Raw genomic sequence first — 20199 nt, 5'->3', positions numbered from 1 at the left:
ACGCCCAGGGCAAGAAGCACGTTGACGGCAACAAAGCCCGAGAAAAGGCGACCTTTGGTGCAAACTGCGGACCGCCCGGCGCCCTAACAGCAGCCATGGTCAAGAAACTCCAGACTTAAACTTGAGTCTGTTGTCAGATCTAAAATTGGGGCTTCAACGGAAGCCAGACGCCATTCAGGCAAGCCACATCATCTGAATGATGTCCGGAGCCACCATATCGAAATCCGCCCGTTTTCTGGTCCGTGCCGTCAGCCCGTTCGCGCTTTGAGCACATGCGCAGGCGCAGGATGGGTACCCAACCGCATCGTCATCGGCACGAGCAGTGCCAGCGGCAACGCGGTGGAGGTCAACGACGAGAATCTCGTCCGGATCGATGTCGAGACGATCGCCGGAAAACCGATCAGCCTGCATTTCATCTGATGGCAACCTGCTGACAGGCGGGACCACCCGATTCGCCCGGCATACAGACACGGGCTGCCCGGACGGTCTTCGTTTCCGGCTGTTGCTGACGAATTGCAGATTCCAGACAACAAAAAACCCCGGAAAAACCGAGGTCTTGCGCGTCTTTGGAAAAATGGAGCGGGCGAGGCGATTCGAACGCCCGACCCCAACCTTGGCAAGGTTGTGCTCTACCCCTGAGCTACGCCCGCTCATGACCTGATCCGTGGGGAAACCGGACCGGCTGTCCAGGCTGTTCGGCCCGGACCGGCGCTATATGGCGCAACCTGCTTTCAATTGCAACAGGGAATTTTCAGTGATTTGCACTATATCGCATTTGCAGGTGTTTTGAGGGGCTTGCAGCCTGTGGGCCGCTACCGGAAACGAGGCGGTTCCGGCGTGAAACCCCAAACCATTGCGCTGGTCTGCCGGGTTGCCTATCAAGAGGCCACATGATGGCTACCAATGGCGAGGCGCGTTTCGCCCGGTGGCGGCCAAATCTGAACAGATCCACAATCCAGCAAGAGTTGATCCCATGCCCAAAACCCGTCAGGACCTGTTTGACTGCCTGGATGCGCTCGGCATCGCGCACCCGACCGTTGACCACGCTCCGGTGTTCACCGTTGCCGAATCGCAAGGCCTCAGGGACGAGATCCCCGGCGGGCATACCAAGAACCTGTTTCTGAAGGACAAGAAAGGTGCCTATTTTCTGGTGACGCTGGAAGAGAACGCGGAAGTGAATCTGAAGACGATCCACGGCCTGATCGGCGCCAGCGGCCGGGTGTCCTTCGGCAAGCCGGAAGCCCTGATGGAGAAGCTGGGCGTGACGCCAGGCTCGGTGACGATCTTCTGTGCGATCAACGATCCGGACCAGGAGGTGACAATCGTCATTGACGCCCCGCTTCTGGAGCATGACACTATCAACGCCCATCCGCTGAGCAATGACGCGACCACTTCCATCGGGCGGGATGATCTGAAACGCTTCCTCGCCCATACCGGGCACGAGCCGAAGATCTTGAAAGTTTCGGTCTAAAACACGACTTTGACAGGCGTATCTATTCAGCAGGCACGGAATCAGACCCATGAGCGACCACGACAACCCCTATGCGCCGGCTTCCGGTGGCCAGATGAGCGGCACGGTTACCTTTGGCGACCAGGCCAAGCCTGCCGCACAACCTGCTCAGACCGGGCCCCAGGGTGGCGGCGTTGCCGGAGAGCTGATTTCGGACACCACCACCGCCGGGTTCACCGCCGATGTGATCCAGGCCTCGCGGGATGTTACCGTGCTGGTGGATTTCTGGGCGCCCTGGTGTGGACCCTGCAAGCAGCTTACCCCAATCATCGAGAAGGTGGTCAGGGAAGCCAATGGCCGGGTCAAGCTGGTCAAGCTCAACATCGACGACCACCCGGCGATCCCGGGACAGATGGGCATCCAGTCGATCCCGGCTGTCGTCGCCTTTGCCGGTGGCAAGCCGGTTGATGGTTTCATGGGTGCGCTGCCCGAAAGCCAGATCCGCGAGTTTATCGACAAGGTGGCCGGCCCCGCACCGGCCTCATCCGCCGATGAGCAGATCACACAGATTATAACCCAATCGCGCGAGGCGCTGGCTGCCGGTGACATTGAAACGGCAGCGCGCGGTTTCGGCGCGGTTCTGCAGAGCGATCAGGGCCATGTCGGCGCGATAACCGGGATGGCCGCCTGCATGCTGGCTGCCGGTGAACTCGACCGCGCGGAGAAGCTGCTTAACGCGGTGCCTGTAGAGGACCGCAAGGATCCCGAGATTGCCGCCGTGTTCAAACGTCACGAGATGGCCAGGGAGGTGTCCGAACTGGGTGACCCGGTTGAGCTCGAGGCGCGCCTGGCTTCCAATCCGGCAGATCACGAGGCCCGGATCCAGTTTGCCAAGATCCTGAATGCGAAGGGAAAAAGGGAAGCGGCTGCCGACGAGCTGTTCACGATCATGCGCGCGGACCCGAAATGGGAAGACGAGGCGGCGCGCAAGATGCTGCTCGAATTTTTCGAAGCCTGGGGACCGGTTGATCCGGCGACCCTGTCAGCCCGTCGCAAGCTGTCGTCACTGCTGTTTTCGTGAATTCTGGATCGCACTCAGGCACTTGAGATTTCGGCGCCTTGCCCCACATCACCGGGTATGGCGAACATGAAGGCTTAAAGGCATGCAGGTCGGAAACAAATCCTACAGGGTTGAAGCAGATATTCCGGAGCAGATTCCGGTGTTCCCGCTCTCGGGCGCACTGTTGCTGCCGGGCGCACAATTGCCGCTCAACATTTTCGAGCCGCGCTATTTGTCGATGCTTGACGATGCGATGAGTTCGGACCGGTTGATCGGCGTGATCCAGCCAGCGCTGGTTGATGGGACGCAACGCAGAGGACCGGTGGAAGACCTGTGCTCTGTCGGCTGCCTCGGACGCATCACTTCCTTTGCCGAAACCGGCGATGGCCGCTACATCATCACCCTTGGCGGTGTGTGCAGGTTTCGGATTGGGGAGGAGCTGAACCGGCGCAAGCCCTACCGGATATGCCGGATCTCCCCCTTTCTCGGCGACCTCGAAGCGGGTGATCAGGGCAAGGAAGTCGACCGCAAGGCACTGCTGGACAGCTTCAGAGCCTATCTTGAGGCCAATGATCTGGAAGCCGACTGGAGCTCTGTGGAGCGGGCAAGCACCGAATCGCTGGTCAATTCGTTGTCGATGATGTCGCCTTACGGTCCGGCGGAAAAGCAGGCGCTGTTGGAGGCGGACAATCTGAAGATACGGGCCGAAACGCTGATAGCCATCACCGAGATTGCTCTGGCCCGTGATTCGGACGATCATGGCCCTGTTCTGCAATAGGCGTGTCCGATCACCATGGCAAAACAGACTGAACCAACCACGGGTATCCGGGCCAGAGGCGTCGTCGACGTCAAGATGCTCGAACTCTTGGTGTGCCCGCTGACAAGCGGACCGCTGAAGTTTGATCCGGACCGCGATGAACTCGTGTCGGAACGGGGTAAGCTGGCCTATCCGGTTCGTGATGGCATTCCGATCATGCTTGTTTCCGAAGCACGCGAGCTTCCAGACAACGACTGAATATCCATTCCGTTAGCTGTGGGTCTTGCCTGTGCTTGACGGGAGGCAGCGAACTGCCCGAATATAAGTCAGCCATCCAAATCATAAGTGCGGGCTTTATGTCGAAAAAAGGCGATCAGAGACGGGAGGCGATTGTTGCCGCCGCGGCGCGGCTGTTCTGGGTCAATGGGTTTTCGGCCACCAGCATCGCCGACATCGCCCGCGCGGCCGGTGTCCCGCAGGGCAACATGTTCTACTATTTCAAGACCAAGGCCGAGCTGGCGCTGGCGGTTGCAATCGTGTTTGTCGAGGAGACACAATCGCTGATCCAGGAGGCCGAGGCCGCGTCGCCGGACCCGCGCGAGCGCATCCGCTTCCTGTTGCAACGGCTCGGCCAATCCAACCGGAGCCGGGTGGAGAATGGCTGCCCGATCAGTGCTGCGGTGAGAGATTTCCGCGGTCTAGCGCCCGAAGCCTCGGCGCGCGCCGGCCGGAGCTTCGAGCTGCTGGTCAGTTTCATTGCCCGCGAGCTGCAGAAAACCGGCCCCCGGCCATCCATCGCGCTGGGGCGGGCGCGCGCGGTGGTGATCGAATGGCAGGGCGGCATCGCGCTGGCGCACGCGTTCAACGACATGACCGTGCTGACCGAAAGCCTGCGCCGCGCCGAACACAGCCTGCAGATCACGTCCTGACTGCTGCCTTCGAACCGGCGAAAAGCCGCGTTCGGTTCAGATGGCCTCGCCGCGCAGCAGCCTTGGGCCGGAGGCATCGGGGATGCCAGCTGCCTGATTGATGAAGTAGCGCTTCATCGCCGGCATCCGGTCCACCAGTCCGAGACCGAAGTCACGGATCAGCCGCAGCGGCGTGATGTCGTTGGAGAACATCCGGGTCAGCACGTCGCTGGTCATTCCCATGCGCACCGTGTCGAAACGCCGCCAGGTCTGGTAGCGCTCGAGCACCGTCAGGGACCCGATATCGAGGCCCAGCCTGTTGGCCTCGACGACCGTTTCGGCCAGGGCTGCGACATCACGGAAGCCGAGATTGAGACCCTGGCCCGCGACGGGGTGGATACCGTGCGCGGCGTCGCCGGCCAGTGCCAGGCGTGGCTTGACGAAATCACGGGCCAGGGTCAGGCCCAGTGGAAAGGCGCGGCGGCCGCCTTCAACGCTCAGCGCGCCCAGATGGTGGCCGAACCGGCGTTCCAGCTCGGCCTCGAAGACAAAATCATCTTCCGCGACAAGCCTGTTGGCGGTTTCGGTGCGTTCGGTCCAGACCAGGGACGAGCGGTTACCGGTCAGCGGCAGGATGGCGAAGGGACCGGAGGGCAGGAAATGTTCCTCGGCACGGCCATTGTGCGGCCGTTCATGCGCGACGGTGGTGACAATACCTGACTGGCCATATTCCCAGTGCTGGGTCTTGATGCCGGCCATTTCGCGCAAGCTGGACTTGACGCCGTCGGCGGCGATCACAAGCCGGGCAGCAAACACACGGCCATCCTTCGTTTCGACGCGGGCGTCGCGCTCGGTGATGTCGAGCGCGGTTGCAGCGGCGGACTGGTGGATTTCGACGCCGATTTCGGCGGCCTTGTCGCGCAAGGCGGCCACCATGGCGACATTCGGCGCCATGTGGGCGAAGGGTTCGCCGTCCTCGATCTTGCCGTCAAATGTCAGGAACACCGGACGTACCGGATCGGAGGTGCGTGAATCGGTGATCACCATGTCATTGATGGCCTGGGCCTCGGGCTCGATCGCATCCCAGACTCCGAGGGTCCTGAGAAGGTTCTTGGCGCCTGCGGCAATGGCCGAGGCGCGCTGGTCCTTGCGCCAGACTTCAGGGGGGGCAGCGTCGATGACAGCGATTTTCAGCGAGGGGCTGGCGAGCTTCAGCACCACAGCGGTGGAAAGGCCGACATAGCCGCCGCCACACACCAGAATATCGAGGCTCTCGGTCGTCATCGCATGTTTCCTTCCCACTCTCTGGCCCACTCTCCGACCGAGCATCCGGCCCGGCACCTGGCGACAATTCCTTTAAGCTTGGGCAGCTTTGTGGCGTGCCAATGGCGGCTCCGGACTTTGCAGCGGCGTTGTGACACCGTATACCGCATTGTCACCGTCCAGCCCACCACTGCGAGAGTACCAAAATGTCGCGTCCTGCTGCCACTGCCATGGAACAACTGCTGTCCAGCCTCGACATCGAACGGCTCGAACAGGATCTGTTTCGCGGAACCAGCCCGCAGGTCGGCTGGCAGCGGGTGTTTGGCGGCCAGGTGATCGGACAGGCGCTGGTCGCGGCCCAGCGGACGATTGCGGCGGACCGGCTGGTGCATTCGCTGCATGCCTATTTCATGCGGCCGGGAGACCCCGCAGCACCGATCATCTACGAAGTCGACCGGATCCGGGACGGGATGAGCTTCGCGACCCGTTCGGTGGTTGCAATCCAGCATGGAAAGGCGATCTTTTCGCTGTCGGCTTCCTTCCAGAAGGCCGAAGAGGGGCTTGAATACCAGGACCCGATTCCCCGGGTCGCGCAGCCGGAGGATCTGCCGGGCAAGGAGGAAATGCGCGCGGCATTCCTGAAAGGCGCGCCCGACCATATCCGCAACTACTGGGAGCGCGAACGGCCGATCGAGGTCCGGCCGCTGTCGTTGCAGCACTATATTTCCGACCAGAAGCTCGATGCGCAGCAGAAGGTCTGGGTGCGGACCACGGGGCCTGTGCCTGACGACCAGATCATTCAAGCGGCCATCCTCGCCTATCTCTCCGACATGACGCTGCTCGACACGGCCCTGTTTGCGCATGGCCGGTCGGTGTTCGACCGTGACCTGCAGGTCGCGAGTCTCGATCATGCGATGTGGTTTCACCGGCCGTGCCGGCTCGATGACTGGTTGCTCTACTCGATGGATTCTCCCAACACGAATGGTGGCCGCGGCTTTACCCGGGGCAGCCTGTATCAGCGCGACGGCAAGCTGATTGCATCGGTGGCGCAAGAGGGATTGATTCGAGATCGGGCAATAGCCTAAAATTTGTGCACACATTGATTATTGCCTAATTATTCATCTCAGATGGTGTGCCACGCCATCGGTTCGAATCCCGTAACCTGAAATGAATCCATCATTCCAATGTGTTGTCCGGTTTATTCGAAACTGGCACGGCATTTGTTTGTCTTGTCTTCAGGCGGGGTACCCAGCGCAGGCCGGGAAACCTGTCAGAAGAGGCGGCATGGCCGCGGACAACAAGGATGGGAAACCAGATGAAAATTGTGATGGCCATCATCAAGCCGTTCAAGCTGGACGAGGTGCGCGAAGCCCTCACCGGCATCGGCATTCAGGGCCTGACCGTCAGCGAAGTCAAAGGCTACGGAAGGCAGAAGGGGCATACGGAAATCTACCGCGGCACGGAATACGCGGTGAGCTTTCTGCCGAAACTGAAGATCGAGATCGCGGTCGCATCGGATGCGGTGGACAAGGCGGTCGACGCCATCGCGACGTCGGCCAAGACCGGCCAGATCGGCGACGGCAAGATCTTCGTCTACTCGATTGACCAGGCCATGCGTATCCGCACCGGCGAAACCGACGCCGACGCGTTGTAAGGCAACAGGAGATATTTCCATGACACTTCAGATGTCACCCACATCCCCGCTTCGGCTTGGACTTTTGGCAGCAGGCGCACTTGCCGCCTTTGCTGCTCCCGCTCTCGCCCAGGAAGCGGCTGAGACCGCTGCGGCGCCGGAATTCGCATCGGCTGCGGAAACGGCCTTCATCTTCAACACGCTCCTGTTTCTCATCGGCGGCTTTCTGGTCATGTGGATGGCCGCGGGCTTTGCCATGCTTGAAGCCGGCCTGGTGCGTTCCAAGAACGTATCCATGCAATGCCTGAAGAACATTGCGCTCTATTCGATTGCCGGCCTTATGTTCTGGATCATCGGCTACTCGCTGATGTACACCGACGTCAATGGCGGTTTCTTCGGCACGCCGATGCCCTACAGCTGGCCCGATGCGGGCACGGCCAACGAGGGCGACTACTCGGTGGCCTCCGACTGGTTCTTCCAGATGGTGTTCTGCGCCACCACGGCATCGATCGTCTCGGGCACCCTGGCCGAGCGCATCAAGCTGTGGCCGTTCCTGATCTTCACTGCCATCCTGACCGGCGTGCTCTATCCGATCACCGGCTCCTGGCAATGGGGTGCCGGCTGGCTCAGCGAAGCCGGTTTCTCCGACTTTGCCGGCTCGACGCTGGTTCATTCGGTCGGTGGCTGGGCCGCACTCGCCGGTGCCATTATCCTCGGTGCGCGCAAGGGCAAGTACGGTTCTGACGGCAAGGTCATCCCGATGCCCGGTTCGAACATGGCGCTTGCCACGCTCGGCACCTTCATTCTCTGGCTCGGCTGGTTCGGTTTCAACGGCGCGTCGCAGCTTGCCATGGGTTCGAACGGCGACGTTTCCGACATCAGCCGGATCTTCGCCAACACCAACCTTGCGGCTTGCGGCGGCGTGGTCGCGGCCATCATCCTCACCCAGGTCATGTATAAGAAGATCGATGTCACCATGGCGCTCAACGGCGCACTGGCTGGCCTGGTCTCGATCACTGCCGAACCGCTCATGCCTTCGCCGCTGACAGCCGTCATTATCGGCGCCATCGGCGGTGTGATCGTGGTGTTCGCCGTGCCGATGCTCGACAAGTTCAAGATCGACGACGTGGTCGGCGCGATCCCGGTTCACCTTCTGGCGGGTATCTGGGGCACCTTCATCGTGCCGTTCTCCAACCCGGACATCTCCTACGGCACCCAGATCCTCGGCATCGTTTCGATCGGCGCCTTTACCTTCATCGTGTCCGGGGTGATCTGGTACATCCTCCAGTCGACCATCGGCATCCGCGCCACGGAAGAGCAGGAGATGATGGGCATGGACATGGCGGAAATCGGCGTCGAAGCCTATCCGGAGTTCACCAAGGCCTGAGCGCCTTAACAAGACTCCCGTCGGGATGGAGTTCCATCCCTTCTTCTGGGGCCCGGTCTGCCGGGCCCCTTTTTTTGTAGCCGTTGCCCGCTTTTGTCACCGGTTGTGCGCCCGAGCGGGCTTCATGCTGTCCGCGCCGATCCGGTACACCGCCAAGACCGCGCTGGTGGTGATCTGGGCGGCCCTCGATATTCCCTTGCCTTTGCCTTTGCCTTTGGCGGTTCGGGCGGGGATGGTTGTGCCGTCGGCTCGCAATTTGTGACCAACGCCATCCTGTCCTTGCTGTTCAGGATCGTCGACATGGTCCTTGATCCCGCGCATGCATGGTTAATGCCGTATTAACCCGGCAATGGTTAGATCGGCAGCAGATGGGCTCGCAAGGGCCCAAAACCCGATTCGGACATTGTGTACCCATGCAGTCAGGCTCATCCTCCCTCCCGTCAGGTGTTTCTTCTCACAGCAGCTTGCTGGGCGATCTGGTGCGGCGGCAGATCCGGTTTGTCATCGGTCTGACTGTCCTCGCCGGGCTGGTGCTCGCCATAGCCGCGCTTGCAACCTGGAACGTGACGGATCCGAGCTTTTCCAACGCCAATGGCGCTGTGCCGAACAATGCCCTGGGTTTCACCGGTGCTGCCTTTGCCGACATGATCATGCAGTTTTTCGGATTGGCGGGGGTTGTCGGCCTGTTGCCTGCACTGTTCTGGGCGATCGGTCTGCTGCGCAATCGCCCGGTCGACCGGATGTCACGCCGCGGTGCCGCATGGTTCGGCGGCGCTTGGTTGACCGCAGCGCTGTTCGGGTTGTTGCCCCGTACGGAGAGCTGGCCGCTGCCCAATGGCCTGGGTGGCGTGCTGGGCGATATGGCACTGAAGATCCCCTCTGCCTTTACCGGTGGCTTCCCGTCCGGTCTTGTTGCCGTGATCCTGGGCCTGCTGATTGCACCGGTGGCCTGCTGGCTGCTGCTGTTCGGGGCTGGCCTCACCGGCGGAGCGGCTGTGTCCGAACCGGGCAACGCACCGGTCGCAGAGGAAGAGGATGATGGGGACGAGGTCTCCAGCGGTTCGCTGATGCTGGGGGCCCTCACCCATGCAGTGTTTACGGCACGGGGGCACGTGCGCCGCATGACAGGCCTGGCACGGCTTAAAAAGCTGCGCGCCATGCCCGAGTCGCCTTTTGACCTGAACGACGGCCACGCAGAAACCGGCGACGACTTGTACCAGGTGGCGCCGGTCCGGCCGAATGCGGAACGGATCGAGCCCGGTTTCGGGCCTGCTGTGCGCAGGCAAGCGGTTGCGGTTGACGATGCGCCACCGTTTGACATGGAAGACGAGGCGCTTCCCGAGGGCATCCTGTCGGACGATCTGGACTATGACGATGATCCGGCATCCGATTGGCAGCCGCAGGCGGCACCGGCGCCGTCCAGGGCCACGCGCATTTCCGCACCGGCCGAGCGTCCCAAACCGGGCGGCCGCGTGCATCGCGACGCCCAGGGCTCGATGCTGGACGACCAGGGCTTCTCGCTGCCGTCGGTGCACCTGCTGTCAGAGGCGCCGAGTATCGCCAAGGATTCGACCCTGTCGCCGCAGGCGCTGGAACAGAATGCGCGCATGCTTGAGGGTGTTCTGCAGGACTTCGGCGTCAAGGGCGAGATCATTCACGTCCGGCCCGGCCCGGTGGTCACCCTGTACGAACTGGAACCCGCTCCCGGCATCAAGTCCTCGCGGGTGATCGGACTCGCCGACGACATCGCGCGTTCGATGAGTGCGATTGCGGTTCGTGTCGCCGTGGTTCCGGGCCGCAACGCCATCGGCATCGAGTTGCCGAACCAGAAGCGCGAAACCGTATACCTGCGCGAAATGATCGCCAGCCGGGATTTCGAAACCTCGAAGGCCAAGCTAGGCCTGGCGCTGGGCAAGACCATCGGCGGCGAGCCGGTGATCGCCGATCTCGCCAAGATGCCGCATGTGCTGGTTGCCGGCACCACCGGCTCGGGCAAGTCGGTAGCGATCAACACCATGATCCTGTCGATCCTGTACCGGATGGACCCGTCCAAGTGCCGCCTGATCATGATCGATCCGAAAATGCTCGAGCTTTCGGTCTATGACGGCATTCCGCATCTGCTGACACCGGTGGTGACTGATCCGAAAAAGGCGGTTGTTGCGCTGAAATGGACCGTCCGAGAGATGGAACAGCGCTACAAGAACATGTCGAAGATCGGAGTCCGCAACATCGACGGCTTCAATTCGCGGGTGGAACAGGCCAGAGCCTCTGGTGAACCGATCACCCGGACGGTGCAGACCGGTTTCGACCGTGACACCGGCGAGGCAGTCTACGAGACCGAAGAGTTCGACCTGACCCCGCTGCCCTACATCGTCGTGCTGATCGACGAGATGGCCGACCTGATGATGGTGGCCGGCAAGGACATCGAGGGCGCGGTGCAGCGGCTGGCGCAGATGGCCCGTGCTGCCGGTATCCACGTGATCATGGCGACGCAGCGTCCCTCGGTGGATGTCATCACCGGCACCATCAAGGCCAACTTCCCGACCCGTATCTCCTTCCAGGTCACCTCGAAGATCGATTCGCGCACGATTCTCGGCGAGCAGGGCGCCGAACAGCTGCTTGGCATGGGCGACATGCTCTACATGGCCGGCGGTGGCCGGATCCAGCGTGTCCACGGCCCCTTTGTCTCGGACAAGGAAGTCGAGGACATCGTCTCCTTCCTCAAGACCCAGGGCGTTCCGGAATATCTCGATGCGATCACCGAGGAAGACGAGGAAGGCGACAGCGGCAATGGTCCCGCCGGGACCGGCAACCTTGCTGATTCGGACGATCCCTACGACCAGGCAGTGGCCATCGTGTTGCGGGACGGCAAGGCCTCGACATCTTACATCCAGCGTCGGCTCGGCATCGGCTACAACCGTGCCGCCTCGCTGATCGAGCGGATGGAGAATGAAGGCGTGATCAGTGCCGCCAACCATGCCGGCAAGCGCGAAATCTTGGTGCCCACCGAAGACGAGATTGATCCGCGCTAGACTTCTCCGGTTGTGGTGCGGTGCGTCACACTGGCGCCGCAGTCTTGAGCGAGACAGAGGCCGAAATCAAACGGAGACCGAGATGCCGAAGCAGACCACTTCCACTACGATCACACGGCATGACGTATCCCGCCGGGCAATGCTTGGCGGAGGGCTCGGATTTGGATTGTCGCTGATGGCAGTGGCCACCGGGCTTGTCGGCTTTCCCGGCGCAGCACGTTCGGCCGAAACCGCCCAGCGGGTCGCCAACCATTTTGCCTCGGTCAAGACCATGACCGGCGAGTTCATCCAATTCGGCCCCAATGGCGAGCAGACCGGGGGCAAATTCTTCATCGAGCGGCCCGGCAAGTTGCGTTTCAACTACGAAGAACCGTCCGCTGTCAGGGTGATTGCCGACGGAAAGAACGTCGTCATCGGCAACCGCAAGCTCAGAACCTGGGATCTTTACCCGCTGGGCAAGACACCGTTGAAACTCTTGCTGTCGGAACGCATCGATCTTTCGGGCGAGACCGTGCGCTCGGTCAAGGAAGATCCGGATCTGACCACCATCGTTCTGGGCAACAAGTCGATCTTCGGCGATTCGACCATCTCCATGATGTTCGATCCGGAAAGCTTTGACTTGCGGCAATGGACGATTCGCGATGCCCAGGGCAAGGACACCACGGTGATGATCTTCAACGTCCAGTCCGGTGTCCGGTTTGCCGAGGATGTGTTCGAAATTCCCTATGCACAGGTCCAGCCGACTAAGAAGCCGAGCGAACGGTAGACGGCGGCTGCCTGTCTCGTCTGACAGCATCAATAGTTTGTGGATGATCGCGGATTCGGCCCTCACTGGACGGATCGGCTTGCCCTTGAATGTCTAATCGGCCACATACGGGCAGGTTCTTATCCATGAAGGCAATCTGATTTGGCATTTTCCCTTACCACCTGGAACATCAATTCCGTGCGGCTGCGGATGCCGCTGGTTCAGCATTTTCTCGAAACCCACCAGCCCGACGTGCTGTGCCTGCAGGAAACCAAGTGTCCCAATGACGCTTTTCCGAGCGCTGCGTTCCGCAAGCTGGGGTACGAGCACATGGCGATCCATGGCCAGAAGGGCTATCACGGCGTCGCCATCATTTCGCGGCTGCCGCTGTCGGACGACCGCCGGCAGACCTATTGCGAGATCGATCACACGCGAAACGTCTCTGCCATCGTGGAAGTCCCGGGTGCGCGGCGGATCCGGATCCACAATTTCTATGTGCCGGCCGGCGGCGATGAACCGGACCGTGAAATCAATGAAAAGTTCGCGCACAAGCTCGATTTTGTCGAGGAGATGAAGCTGCTTCAGGCCGATGCCGAGCGGGCTGATGGCGTTTCCTCGATCCTGGTCGGCGATCTCAACATCGCGCCACTGGAAACCGACGTCTGGTCGCACAAGCAGCTTCTCAAGGTCGTCAGCCACACGCCGGTCGAGACCGAGGCGTTGCTGGCGATGCAAAGGGCCGGCCGCTGGGTCGACCTGATCCGCCAACATATTCCGCCGGAAGAGAAGATCTTCACCTGGTGGAGCTACCGGGCCAAGGACTGGGATGCCGCCGATCGCGGCCGCAGGCTCGATCATGTCTGGTCGTCATCCGACCTGGCGCCGGCGCTCAGGCGCGTCGACGTGCTGCGCGAGGCCCGCGGCTGGGAGCGGCCCTCCGACCACGTTCCGGTGACAGCCCATTTCGATTTCTGATTTCGCTCTCAGAGCAATTCCAGCGAAAGTGGGAACCGGTTTCGCGTCCGGAGTTGCGGGAAGACAACAAGATGGAGCAAGAGCATTTGAGATGGCTCCATTTTCGCCGGAAATACTCTAGCTGGCGAAGCGCCCGGCGATCTTTGCCAGATCCGCGTTGAGCGCTGCGAGGTTTTCATCGATGCGCTGGCGGACGATGCCGGCGATGTCGGGATATTCTTCCAGCATGCGGCGGAACAGGGGCCGGTTGATGCGGATCACTTCGGCATTGTCGGGCGCAATGGCGGTCATCGACCGGTCGACCGCAGTCACCATCGCCAGCTCGCCCAGCAGGGTTCCGCGCTCGGCAAGACCCAGCTGGACGGGATGGCCATCCTTGCCGGCCCGGGTGAGTTCAAACCGGCCGCCGGCGACTACAAAAGCGCAGTCCGCCGGCGAACCTTCGCGAAACAGCATCTGTCCCGGCTGCATCCGCCTGCGTTCGGCGCCGAAGGCGATAAGACGCAGCTTGTCCTCGCTGATGTCACGGAACAGCGGAACAATCGAAAGCAGGGCAATGTCATCATTCAGAGCCACGGATGTCCTCCTTGAGCCCGAGAATACCGGAAACATCACACATGGGCGCGCCCGGCCAAATCACGGGATGATCTTGTAGCCGCCGCTTTCGGTGACCAGAATTTCAGCATTCGACGGATCGGCCTCGATCTTCTGGCGCAGACGATAGACATGGGTTTCAAGCGTGTGGGTGGTGACGCCCGAATTGTAACCCCAGACCTCTTCCAGCAGCACGTCGCGGGTGACCACCTTCTGGTCGGCACGGTAGAGATAGCGGATGATGGCGGCTTCCTTCTCGGTCAGCCTGATCTTCGCACCCTTCTCGTCCAGCAGCAGCTTCTGGCTCGGCTTGAAGGTGTAGGGACCGACGGTGAAGGTGGCGTCTTCGCTCTGTTCGTGCTGGCGCAGCTGGGCGCGAATTCGTGCCAGCAGCACGGCAAAGCGGAACGGCTTGGTAACATAGTCATTGGCGCCGGCTTCAAGGCCGAGGATGGTGTCGGAATCGGTGTCATGACCGGTGAGCATGATGATCGGCGCCCGGAAGCCGCCCTTGCGCAGCAATTTGACCGCTTCCCGACCATCCATGTCCGGCAGGCCGACATCCATGATCAACAGGTCGACATGCTCGTTCCTGGCCGCCTGCACCCCCTTGGTCGCGGAGGATTCCTGGGAAATCGCAAACTCCTCGTAAAGCGAAAGCTGCTCGACCAGGGTTTCCCTCAGGTCGTTGTCATCATCTACCAGCAGGATCGAACGGGCGGTCATCGTGTCTTCCCTCTTTATTCTGGCGCCGGTCGCGGCCATGTCACGGCCGCGATCGATGGTGTCATATGTCATTGTGTCCCTGTTTAGGCACTTTCGGCCCGAGGGCAAAGTGCTAAATATCCCGCTCAGGTCACAGCAGGAGCACTTGATCGTGAGATCGACGTTACACAGGCCGTCACGCAAATGCCGCACGGCGGGCACCTTGACGGTGCGCGTATCGCCGCGCGACCGATTGAAGGCACTGGTGCGGTTCGGTCCATTGACCTTCCAGGCTGCGCTGGGGCGGGGCGGCGTGAGGACGTTCAAGCGCGAAGGCGACGGTGGCACGCCGCGCGCCCACATGGTGGTGCTGTCGGGATTCCGCAAGGGTGGCATGCTGACACCAGACCGGGCCGGGCTGAAATTGCGCCGGGTGGGCAATCGCGATGGCTGGTGCGATGCGCCCGCACATGCGCGTTACAACCAACCTGTGCGGCTGCCGTTTCCCGCAAGCCACGAAACCCTGCTTCGCAAAGACCTGCTTTATGATTTCGGCTTTGTGCTCGACTGGAATATCCGCTCACGGCGGCGCGGCATGGGCAGCGCGATCTTTCTGCATGTGGCCAAGCCGGGATTCCCGCCGACACAGGGCTGTGTCGCGCTCAAGCGCGGCGACATGCTCAGGCTGATGCCGCTGATCAGGCGCGGCACGGTTGTGCGTGTCGAATAACGGGCGGTTCCGGCTGGCTCAGACGCCGAACCAGCCGATGGTGGCACCGATCCCGATCATCACCAGAAGCCAGTGCAGACCGTCGATCAGGGTCAAGTCCCAGCCAAAGCCCTGGTAGCGGTTGTTGATCGCCATGGTGGTGAAGATGATGCCGGCCCAGAGAAACAGGCCCGAAATCACGCCGTTGAGCGGAGTGACCTGGCCTGGTCCAAGGTGTCCAATGATCCCGGCGGTGACGAAAGCCAGACCGAGCTCGAGAATGAAGGTCGTGATCATCAACGGCGCGATCGCCGGTTTCGGACCGTCAGGATCGATCCTTGCCGCTTTCATCCAGGGCTTGCTCAATGTGCCGTAATAGATTGATCCAATGACAAAGGCGACGATGGCGGCAACCAGGATCGCCAGATAATTCATGCCCGCAAACTGCATAACGCTCTCCATTAAAAGGCCGATGCTATCACAAACCGTCTCCTGAACAGGAGATGGACGAAACGAAATCCCATATCACCCCGTAAACCGGTACACCGAGGTGCGCTTGATCTCGCTGTCCTCCAGCGCGCGGGTGACAGGGACCTGGTAAGTGGCGAGAAGCTGCAGTCCTTCGCGTGGGCAATAGGAACGGCCCGGATCGCCGATCAGCACGTCGGCGCCCCGGCGGCTGAGATCGCGGAACCAGGGCAGGATCATCGCGGTCATCGCCTGATCGTAGAACACGTCTCCGGCCAGCACCACGTCCCAGCCTCTGTCGGATCCAACAAGGTCGGACTGGCTGATCTCAAAGGCGACATCATTGGCAGCCGCATTGAGGCGGGCCGCAGTGGCCGACCAGGGATCAATATCGGCGGCTGTCACGCGGGCCGCAGCGGCGCGGCTGGCGGCAATGGCGACAAGCCCGGATCCGGAGGCGAAATCCAGCACTGTCCTGCCTTCAACCAGGTGAGGATTGTCGAGGATATGGCGCGCCAGCCCCTGCCCCCCGGCCCAGGCGAAGGCCCAGAACGGCGGCGGCAGGCCGAGCGCGTCGAGTTCTTCCTCGGTCTTGAGCCACAGCTCATGGGCTTCGTCGGCCAGATGCAGCCGGATTTCGGGCACATGCGGCGGCGCGGACAGCGCGGTGTTGGCGCGGATGAAGCTCTCCGGGTCGGTCTTCATCCGGCCGCTCCAGTGTGCGGTGTCACGCTTTCACCCTTCCGTCACGCGGGCGAGCGCGGCGGATTGTCGAGATTGCCCATGCGGCAGACCTCGAGATATTCGGCCTCCGTGACCGGCTGCACCGACAGCCGCATCGAGGTGACAAGGCTCATCTCGGCAAGCTTTGGATTGGCCTTGACGTCCTTGAGTGTAACCGGCCTGGGCATGTCGCAGACCGCGCGGATATCGACACATTCCCAGCGCGGATCATCGGTAGTGGTGTCAGGGTGAATGAGATTGCAGACCTCGACAATGCCGACGATCTCGAGTCCCTCATTGGAGTGGTAGAATAAGGCCTTCTCGCCGAGCTTCATGGCGCGCATGTTGTTGCGGGCCTGGTAGTTGCGGATACCATCCCACTGCTCGCCAACATCACCCCTGGCCTTCTGCATCTCCCAGGACCACTTGAAGGGCTCGGACTTGAACAACCAGTATGCCATCGTCACGCCTCGGGATTCTTGAAGACCCAGTTGAAGGCGCGAATCTCGGTCGAGGCAAACAGATCCGCCATCGCATAGGGGTCGCCCGCGGCGATGGCTTCGGCTTCCTTGATGTGGCCGGCGGAGATCACCAGCAGGCTGCCCATCGGCTTCTCCTGATCATCCAGCAATGGGCCTGCCATCTTCAACACGCCGCTGGCTTCCAGGCTCTTGAGATACTCAACATGGGCGGGACGGTTTGACATCCGCAGGTCGAGCGAGCCGGGCTTGTCTTTGCACATCAGGGCGTAAAGCATGAGGTCTCCATCAGGTTGGGCATTCCGGGTGCGGATCGCCGGTCAGGGTGTGGCGCATTCTATGCCTTGCCTATCCGGCGGTTTCAATAGTGGCTCAGGCCTTGGCGCCGCGTTTGCCGGAGCCGATTGCGGCGGCGGCCGCCTGATCGAGCGGCCATCGCGACCGTGGCGCGAGATTGAACTCGTCGGTTTCCAACCCGGCCGCCAGCCGCTCGGCCGCCGCCCAGGCGATCATGGCGGCATTGTCGGTGCACAGGTGAAGCGGCGGCGCGACGAAACGGAACCCGGCCTTGGCCGTCCGCGCTTCCAGTGTCGCGCGGATCGCCTTGTTGGCGGCGACACCGCCGGCGACCACCAAAGCAGGCTTCGATTCGTTTCCGAAACGTTCCGAGAAGCGCTGAAGTGCCATCGAGATCCGGTCGTCGAGGCTTGCCGTCACCGAGGTCTGGAAAGCGAGGCAGAGATCGGCGATGGTCTGTTGCGACAACGGCGCCTGCTCTTCCGCCATCTGCCGCACGGCGGTTTTCAGGCCGGAGAAGGAAAAGTCCAGTCTCGGGTCTTTCCGCATCGGCACCGGCAGGCGGAAGCGCTTGGCTTCGCCCCCCAGCGCTGCCTTCTCGACCGCCGGCCCTCCGGGATAGCCAAGGCCGAGAAGCTTCGCGGTCTTGTCAAAAGCTTCGCCGAGCGCATCGTCGATGGTGGTGCCCCAGCGTTCGTAATCATCGACGCCCTTGACCAGCACGATCTGGGTGTGCCCGCCCGAGACCAGCAACAGCAGGTAGGGAAAGGCGACCCTGTCGGTCAGACGCGCCGTCAGGGCGTGGCCTTCGAGATGGTTGATGCCGACAAAGGGTTTGTCCGCTGCCATGGCGATGGCCTTGGCCGTCATCAGGCCCACCATCAGCCCGCCGATCAGGCCGGGGCCGGAGGTGACCGCCACGGCATCGATCCCGGCGAGGTTGACCGCGCTTTCATCAAGCGCCTGTTTGACCAGGCGGTCGAGCGTGGTGACGTGCGAGCGGGCCGCAAGTTCAGGCACGACGCCGCCGAAGGCCGCGTGCAGGTCAAGCTGGCTCAGCACCACGTCGGACAGGATCTCACCGGAGCCATCCGGGTGGCGGCGCACCACTGCGGCTGCGGTCTCGTCGCAGCTTGTTTCAATTCCGAGAATGTCCATGCCGCCGATGCCTGTGGTCTCTCAAATACGGGGAGTTCGAGCCCGAATGTTGCGCTTGCGGGATGATCCCGGTACCTGTCTGTCGGTAACAACGGATCGGATATCTTGCAAATGAAACCTTACCGCATCGGCACCCGCGGCAGCCCGCTCGCATTGGCGCAGGCGTCCGAAACCCGCGCCCGGCTGATGGCGGCGCATGATCTTCCGGAAGAGGCGTTCGAGATCGTGGTGCTGTCGACCAAGGGCGACCGGGTCACGGACCGGCCCTTGTCGGAAATCGGCGGCAAAGGGTTGTTCACCGAGGAGATCGAGGAGCAGCTCAGCGACGGGCGGCTTGATCTGGCTGTGCATTCCTCCAAGGACATGCCGACGGTGCTGCCTGACGGTCTTGGCCTGGTGGCTTTTCTGGAACGGGAAGATGTGCGTGATGCCTTCATCGGCCGCAGTGCGCCGCGGCTCGAGGACTTGCCGCAGAATGCCGTGGTGGGATCTGCTTCGCTCAGACGCCAGGCGCTGATCCGCCGGTTGCGGCCCGATATCTCGGTCATCACCTTCCGCGGCCAGGTGGAAACCCGGTTGCGCAAGCTTGGCGAGGGGCAGGTGGATGCGACGCTGCTGGCGCATGCGGGTCTGAAGCGGCTCGGCAATACCGGGGTGATCACTGAGTTGCTGGATCCGGAAAGCTTTCCACCGGCGCCGGGACAGGGGGCCATCTGCATCGAAGCCCGTATCAATGACGAGCGGACCGCCGAATTGCTGGCGCCGATCAACCACCCGGCGACGCAGGCAGCGCTTTTGTGCGAACGGGGCTTCCTCGGGGCGCTTGATGGTTCGTGCCGGACGCCGATTGCGGGGCTGGCGACAATTGCCGGCGATCAGCTCTCGTTCTACGGAATGATCCTGACGCCGGACGGCAGCGTCTGGCATGACATCCGAACAGAAGGGCCGGTCGGTGACGCATCGGTGCTGGGGGCCGAGGCCGGTGCAGAGGTGCGCGTCCGGGCCGGCAGCAGCTTCTTCGACAGTTGGGTCTGAGGCCGGGCCGGTGCGTGTTCTGGTAACACGGCCGCAACCCGGCGCCGACCGGACCGCCGCCCGGCTGTCCCGGCTGGGGCACGAGGCGGTGATAATGCCGTTGTTCGAGGGTTCGGTCACAGCGACCATCGACGATCTGCCGCCGGTCGCAGAGATCGGTGGCCTGATTGCCACCAGCGCCCGGGCCTTTGTCATGTTTGCAAAGCAGCCGGTGCCTGAATCAGGGCTTTTCAGCACGCCCGTGTATGCCGTCGGAACCGCCACGGCGCAGGCGGCTCGCGACGCCGGGTTTGCGCATGTTGTTGAGGGCGGCGGAACCGCAGAAGCGCTTTTACAAACCCTCATAGCCCATCATGCACCGGTCTCGAATGGTGGCAAAACGGGACGTTCGTTCGTCACCGGGAAACCACTGGTCTATCTTGCCGGCGTACCGCGGACCACCGCGATCGAAGTCGGGTTAAGCACCCACCGGATTCGTCACAGTGTCGTAGAATGCTACAGAATGACCAAAATAAGTTATTCGACTGACATAGTGAAAGCGGACTTTTTCTCACCGGTCCCTGATGGTGTCCTGTTCTACTCCGCCAATGCCGCCAAGGCATTCCGCGAGTTGGCAGACACTCTAGCGCTTGATGAAGCCATTGAATCTGTTCGATTTCTCTGCCTCTCGGCGGCAATTGCGGACGAACTCCCGTCGGCCTGGCGGACGCGTTTGACGGTCGCCGCACGGCCCGATGAGGACAGCCTGCTCACATCGCTCTCCGCTTTGGGGTGATTTGCCGGAACCATGGTCATGGTTAGAGCGTATTGCGTCATATTGT

General features: G+C 61.8%; 24 protein-coding genes and 1 tRNA gene. 15 read left to right on the top strand and 10 right to left on the bottom strand.

Going from position 1 to position 20199, the window contains the following annotated elements; genetic code table 11:
- The first annotated feature begins 264 nt into the window (after positions 1-264).
- The gene (locus tag CRO46_RS19950; RefSeq protein WP_179758999.1) at positions 265-420 is read left to right on the top strand and encodes a hypothetical protein; all 156 of its coding nucleotides are present in this window, start codon (positions 265-267) and stop codon (positions 418-420) included.
- A 155-nt stretch (positions 421-575) separates the two neighbouring features.
- Here CRO46_RS19950 and CRO46_RS08885 read toward each other — a convergent pair.
- A tRNA-Gly gene (locus CRO46_RS08885) sits at positions 576-650 on the bottom strand.
- A 323-nt stretch (positions 651-973) separates the two neighbouring features.
- On the opposite strand from CRO46_RS08885, the gene CRO46_RS08880 reads away from it, so the two are divergent.
- From CRO46_RS08880 to CRO46_RS08860, 5 genes are all read left to right on the top strand, one after another.
- On the top strand, positions 974-1471 hold the full coding sequence (locus CRO46_RS08880; protein ID WP_097107058.1) for a prolyl-tRNA synthetase associated domain-containing protein: 498 nt from the start codon (positions 974-976) through the stop codon (positions 1469-1471).
- Between the two features lie 49 nt (positions 1472-1520).
- On the top strand, positions 1521-2531 hold the full coding sequence (trxA, locus tag CRO46_RS08875) for a thioredoxin (protein WP_097107056.1): 1011 nt from the start codon (positions 1521-1523) through the stop codon (positions 2529-2531).
- An 82-nt stretch (positions 2532-2613) separates the two neighbouring features.
- Entirely contained in the window at positions 2614-3288 is a 675-nt protein-coding gene (locus tag CRO46_RS08870) for an LON peptidase substrate-binding domain-containing protein (protein ID WP_097107055.1), read from the top strand.
- A 15-nt stretch (positions 3289-3303) separates the two neighbouring features.
- Positions 3304-3525 carry a Trm112 family protein gene (locus tag CRO46_RS08865; RefSeq protein ID WP_097107053.1) on the top strand — a complete coding sequence of 74 codons (222 nt, stop codon included), beginning with the start codon at positions 3304-3306 and terminating at the stop codon, positions 3523-3525.
- Positions 3526-3623: 98 nt separating this feature from the next.
- On the top strand, positions 3624-4196 hold the full coding sequence (locus CRO46_RS08860) for a TetR/AcrR family transcriptional regulator (RefSeq protein ID WP_097107051.1): 573 nt from the start codon (positions 3624-3626) through the stop codon (positions 4194-4196).
- Positions 4197-4232: 36 nt separating this feature from the next.
- Here CRO46_RS08860 and CRO46_RS08855 read toward each other — a convergent pair whose 3' ends face one another.
- Positions 4233-5459 carry a ubiquinone biosynthesis hydroxylase gene (locus CRO46_RS08855; protein ID WP_097107049.1) on the bottom strand — a complete coding sequence of 409 codons (1227 nt, stop codon included), beginning with the start codon at positions 5457-5459 and terminating at the stop codon, positions 4233-4235.
- A gap of 185 nt (positions 5460-5644) precedes the next feature.
- Between CRO46_RS08855 and tesB the strand changes: the two genes are divergently transcribed.
- From tesB to CRO46_RS08840, 3 genes are all read left to right on the top strand, one after another.
- Positions 5645-6523: an acyl-CoA thioesterase II gene (gene tesB / locus CRO46_RS08850; protein WP_097107048.1), complete on the top strand. Its 879-nt coding sequence runs from the start codon at positions 5645-5647 to the stop codon at positions 6521-6523.
- 218 nt (positions 6524-6741) lie between these two features.
- Positions 6742-7092, top strand: a complete 351-nt coding sequence (locus CRO46_RS08845) for a P-II family nitrogen regulator (RefSeq protein ID WP_179758998.1) — start codon at positions 6742-6744, stop codon at positions 7090-7092.
- A 19-nt stretch (positions 7093-7111) separates the two neighbouring features.
- On the top strand, positions 7112-8458 hold the full coding sequence (locus tag CRO46_RS08840) for an ammonium transporter (RefSeq protein ID WP_244577831.1): 1347 nt from the start codon (positions 7112-7114) through the stop codon (positions 8456-8458).
- 96 nt (positions 8459-8554) lie between these two features.
- Here the strand turns inward: CRO46_RS08840 and CRO46_RS08835 are convergent, their stop codons facing one another.
- Positions 8555-8779: a hypothetical protein gene (locus tag CRO46_RS08835; RefSeq protein ID WP_097107046.1), complete on the bottom strand. Its 225-nt coding sequence runs from the start codon at positions 8777-8779 to the stop codon at positions 8555-8557.
- 92 nt (positions 8780-8871) lie between these two features.
- On the opposite strand from CRO46_RS08835, the gene CRO46_RS08830 reads away from it, so the two are divergent.
- The 3 genes from CRO46_RS08830 to CRO46_RS08820 all read left to right on the top strand — a co-directional run bounded on the left by CRO46_RS08830 (position 8872) and on the right by CRO46_RS08820 (position 13210).
- A complete protein-coding gene (locus CRO46_RS08830; RefSeq protein ID WP_244577830.1) occupies positions 8872-11490 on the top strand; it encodes a DNA translocase FtsK in 2619 nt (872 codons plus the stop codon).
- 82 nt (positions 11491-11572) lie between these two features.
- A complete protein-coding gene (locus CRO46_RS08825; RefSeq protein WP_097107043.1) occupies positions 11573-12256 on the top strand; it encodes an outer membrane lipoprotein carrier protein LolA in 684 nt (227 codons plus the stop codon).
- A 141-nt stretch (positions 12257-12397) separates the two neighbouring features.
- Entirely contained in the window at positions 12398-13210 is an 813-nt protein-coding gene (locus tag CRO46_RS08820) for an exodeoxyribonuclease III (RefSeq protein ID WP_097107042.1), read from the top strand.
- Positions 13211-13327: 117 nt separating this feature from the next.
- Here CRO46_RS08820 and CRO46_RS08815 read toward each other — a convergent pair whose 3' ends face one another.
- The gene (locus CRO46_RS08815) at positions 13328-13786 is read right to left on the bottom strand and encodes a cyclic nucleotide-binding domain-containing protein (protein WP_097107041.1); all 459 of its coding nucleotides are present in this window, start codon (positions 13784-13786) and stop codon (positions 13328-13330) included.
- 60 nt (positions 13787-13846) lie between these two features.
- Entirely contained in the window at positions 13847-14530 is a 684-nt protein-coding gene (locus CRO46_RS08810; RefSeq protein ID WP_097107663.1) for a response regulator transcription factor, read from the bottom strand.
- 151 nt (positions 14531-14681) lie between these two features.
- On the opposite strand from CRO46_RS08810, the gene CRO46_RS08805 reads away from it, so the two are divergent.
- Positions 14682-15239, top strand: a complete 558-nt coding sequence (locus tag CRO46_RS08805; RefSeq protein WP_244577829.1) for a L,D-transpeptidase family protein — start codon at positions 14682-14684, stop codon at positions 15237-15239.
- Between the two features lie 18 nt (positions 15240-15257).
- On the opposite strand, the gene CRO46_RS08800 is transcribed toward CRO46_RS08805, so the two are convergent.
- From CRO46_RS08800 to tsaD, 5 genes are all read right to left on the bottom strand, one after another.
- Positions 15258-15668: a DUF1761 domain-containing protein gene (locus tag CRO46_RS08800; protein ID WP_097107039.1), complete on the bottom strand. Its 411-nt coding sequence runs from the start codon at positions 15666-15668 to the stop codon at positions 15258-15260.
- A gap of 75 nt (positions 15669-15743) precedes the next feature.
- Positions 15744-16391: a class I SAM-dependent methyltransferase gene (locus tag CRO46_RS08795; RefSeq protein ID WP_097107037.1), complete on the bottom strand. Its 648-nt coding sequence runs from the start codon at positions 16389-16391 to the stop codon at positions 15744-15746.
- A gap of 41 nt (positions 16392-16432) precedes the next feature.
- Complete coding sequence (locus CRO46_RS08790) at positions 16433-16870, bottom strand: EVE domain-containing protein (RefSeq protein ID WP_097107036.1); 438 nt, start codon at positions 16868-16870, stop codon at positions 16433-16435.
- A gap of 2 nt (positions 16871-16872) precedes the next feature.
- Complete coding sequence (locus CRO46_RS08785) at positions 16873-17166, bottom strand: YciI family protein (protein ID WP_097107034.1); 294 nt, start codon at positions 17164-17166, stop codon at positions 16873-16875.
- 94 nt (positions 17167-17260) lie between these two features.
- Positions 17261-18343, bottom strand: coding sequence for a tRNA (adenosine(37)-N6)-threonylcarbamoyltransferase complex transferase subunit TsaD (tsaD, locus tag CRO46_RS08780; protein WP_097107033.1), 1083 nt, complete (start codon positions 18341-18343; stop codon positions 17261-17263).
- A 105-nt stretch (positions 18344-18448) separates the two neighbouring features.
- Between tsaD and hemC the strand changes: the two genes are divergently transcribed.
- Both hemC and CRO46_RS08770 read left to right on the top strand, forming a co-directional pair.
- Entirely contained in the window at positions 18449-19378 is a 930-nt protein-coding gene (gene hemC / locus CRO46_RS08775) for a hydroxymethylbilane synthase (protein ID WP_097107031.1), read from the top strand.
- Positions 19269-20153 carry a uroporphyrinogen-III synthase gene (locus tag CRO46_RS08770; RefSeq protein WP_097107030.1) on the top strand — a complete coding sequence of 295 codons (885 nt, stop codon included), beginning with the start codon at positions 19269-19271 and terminating at the stop codon, positions 20151-20153. The genes hemC and CRO46_RS08770 overlap by 110 nt, the downstream gene beginning before the upstream one ends.
- Positions 20154-20199: the final 46 nt, after the last annotated feature.

The sequence above is a fragment of the Parahoeflea halophila genome (assembly GCF_900220985.1).
GTDB lineage: Bacteria > Pseudomonadota > Alphaproteobacteria > Rhizobiales > Rhizobiaceae > Hoeflea > Hoeflea halophila.
This window is presented reverse-complemented; position numbering and strand designations above follow the sequence as displayed.

What these genes read in the sequence shown, in the direction of transcription:
- CRO46_RS08880 (WP_097107058.1), top strand. Translation starts at nt 974, where the DNA reads ATGCCCAAAACCCGTCAGGACCTGTTTGACTGCCTGGATGCGCTCGGC.
- trxA (WP_097107056.1), top strand. Translation starts at nt 1,521, where the DNA reads ATGAGCGACCACGACAACCCCTATGCGCCGGCTTCCGGTGGCCAGATG.
- CRO46_RS08870 (WP_097107055.1), top strand. Translation starts at nt 2,614, where the DNA reads ATGCAGGTCGGAAACAAATCCTACAGGGTTGAAGCAGATATTCCGGAG.
- CRO46_RS08865 (WP_097107053.1), top strand. Translation starts at nt 3,304, where the DNA reads ATGGCAAAACAGACTGAACCAACCACGGGTATCCGGGCCAGAGGCGTC.
- CRO46_RS08860 (WP_097107051.1), top strand. Translation starts at nt 3,624, where the DNA reads ATGTCGAAAAAAGGCGATCAGAGACGGGAGGCGATTGTTGCCGCCGCG.
- CRO46_RS08855 (WP_097107049.1), bottom strand. Translation starts at nt 5,459, where the DNA reads ATGACGACCGAGAGCCTCGATATTCTGGTGTGTGGCGGCGGCTATGTC.
- tesB (WP_097107048.1), top strand. Translation starts at nt 5,645, where the DNA reads ATGTCGCGTCCTGCTGCCACTGCCATGGAACAACTGCTGTCCAGCCTC.
- CRO46_RS08845 (WP_179758998.1), top strand. Translation starts at nt 6,742, where the DNA reads ATGGGAAACCAGATGAAAATTGTGATGGCCATCATCAAGCCGTTCAAG.
- CRO46_RS08840 (WP_244577831.1), top strand. Translation starts at nt 7,112, where the DNA reads ATGACACTTCAGATGTCACCCACATCCCCGCTTCGGCTTGGACTTTTG.
- CRO46_RS08835 (WP_097107046.1), bottom strand. Translation starts at nt 8,779, where the DNA reads ATGCGCGGGATCAAGGACCATGTCGACGATCCTGAACAGCAAGGACAG.
- CRO46_RS08830 (WP_244577830.1), top strand. Translation starts at nt 8,872, where the DNA reads ATGCAGTCAGGCTCATCCTCCCTCCCGTCAGGTGTTTCTTCTCACAGC.
- CRO46_RS08825 (WP_097107043.1), top strand. Translation starts at nt 11,573, where the DNA reads ATGCCGAAGCAGACCACTTCCACTACGATCACACGGCATGACGTATCC.
- CRO46_RS08810 (WP_097107663.1), bottom strand. Translation starts at nt 14,530, where the DNA reads ATGACCGCCCGTTCGATCCTGCTGGTAGATGATGACAACGACCTGAGG.
- CRO46_RS08800 (WP_097107039.1), bottom strand. Translation starts at nt 15,668, where the DNA reads ATGCAGTTTGCGGGCATGAATTATCTGGCGATCCTGGTTGCCGCCATC.
- CRO46_RS08795 (WP_097107037.1), bottom strand. Translation starts at nt 16,391, where the DNA reads ATGAAGACCGACCCGGAGAGCTTCATCCGCGCCAACACCGCGCTGTCC.
- CRO46_RS08790 (WP_097107036.1), bottom strand. Translation starts at nt 16,870, where the DNA reads ATGGCATACTGGTTGTTCAAGTCCGAGCCCTTCAAGTGGTCCTGGGAG.
- CRO46_RS08785 (WP_097107034.1), bottom strand. Translation starts at nt 17,166, where the DNA reads ATGCTTTACGCCCTGATGTGCAAAGACAAGCCCGGCTCGCTCGACCTG.
- tsaD (WP_097107033.1), bottom strand. Translation starts at nt 18,343, where the DNA reads ATGGACATTCTCGGAATTGAAACAAGCTGCGACGAGACCGCAGCCGCA.
- CRO46_RS08770 (WP_097107030.1), top strand. Translation starts at nt 19,269, where the DNA reads ATGACATCCGAACAGAAGGGCCGGTCGGTGACGCATCGGTGCTGGGGG.